At 25.7% G+C, this 1,437-nt stretch carries 2 protein-coding genes; both read left to right on the top strand.

Annotated features, from left to right (window positions below):
* Positions 1–1,248 (top strand): DNA mismatch repair endonuclease MutL (mutL, locus tag HMPREF9131_RS03480; RefSeq protein ID WP_009345375.1); only part of this gene is annotated, 1,248 nt, incomplete at its 5' end.
* A gap of 1 nt (position 1,249) precedes the next feature.
* A partial coding sequence (locus HMPREF9131_RS03475) for an isopentenyl transferase family protein (protein WP_009345376.1) occupies positions 1,250–1,437 on the top strand: 188 nt, incomplete at its 3' end.

The raw sequence follows: 1,437 nt of genomic DNA, 5'->3' as shown, positions 1-1,437 counted from the left end.
GAAATAGCAACTAATTTAATAGAAAATAGTTTCTCTAGTGAAAACTATAAAATAAGAGCATATTTTTCTAATAATAAATTATTTAGGTCTTCTAGAAATCACCAATATATTTATATTAATGGTAGGTATGTGACTAATAGAGAAATCTCAAGAGAAATAGAAAAAGTATATAAATCTTTAATTCCTTTGAACAGATTTCCTGTTTTTATTTTGTTTATTGATATTAATTCAAGCTTAATTGATGTTAATATCCATCCTAAAAAACATGAAGTTAAACTATCTAATGAAAATAATTTGATAGCAATTTTATGTGAAATGGTTGAGGAAGTTTTATATCCTAATAGGTCTATAAGAGAAATAGAAGACGAACCAAAAGTAAATTTGAATGTTTTCGATATATTTGACGATAAATCAAATGATAATTTAATAAATTTTAAAGAGCCTGCTTATGAACCAAGTGATAATTATATAAAAGAATTTGATATAGATAATCAAAGTTTTCATGAAAATTATCAACCTTTTGATGTGTATGAAGAAAATGCAGATAATAACAACGACATAGATAATATTGAGGAAAATACAAAAGATTTTAATAATTATAATATTCCTAGCTTAGAACAATATCAAGAAGATTCTTTTCTAAACGACAAAGAAGTCATAGATAGTAATTTAATTAATACGAGAATTGTTGGTATTTTGTTTGATACTTTTATTATTTTAGAAAACAAAAATAAGGATCTCATTTATCTAGTTGATCAGCATGCTGCACATGAAAGAGTAATGTATGAAAAATATAAGAAACAGTATTTGAATAGTAATATTAATTCTCAAGTTTTGTTAAAACCAGAAATTATTGAATTAAACGCAAGCGAGTATATGAAAATTGAAAAAAATTTTCATCTTTTCAAAGACTTAGGCTTTTCTATTGACTCTTTTGGTGAGAATTCTATAATCTTAAGGGAAGTTCCAATGATTTTTGGATTTCCAACATATGTTAGTTTCATAAGAGATATAATAGATTCATTAGATGATAAAATATATTCCAATTATCAGGCTGATATGTGGAAGGTTATGAAAAAAGCTTGTCTAAAGGCAGTAAAAGCAGGAGATACACTATCAAATATGGAAGTTAAAGAGCTTATAAATTCTTTAATTCATTGTGAAAATCCATATACCTGTCCTCATGGCAGACCAACAATTATAGATATAAAGAAAACTACTATTGCAAAATTATTTTTAAGGGAATGAAATGGAAAAATTAATTATTTTAACTGGTCCCACAGGAGTTGGCAAAACTAAAATTTCTTTGGAGATCGCTCGTAAATTCAATTGCCAGATTATATCGGCTGACTCTATGCAAATTTACAAGGGGCTTGATATTGGTACTGACAAAATTGTATCAGAAGATAATAATATTAAACATTATATGATTGATAT

It is taken from the genome of Peptoniphilus sp. oral taxon 836 str. F0141 (assembly GCF_000179335.1).
Taxonomy (GTDB): Bacteria; Bacillota; Clostridia; order Tissierellales; family Peptoniphilaceae; genus Peptoniphilus_A; species Peptoniphilus_A lacrimalis.
This window is presented reverse-complemented; position numbering and strand designations above follow the sequence as displayed.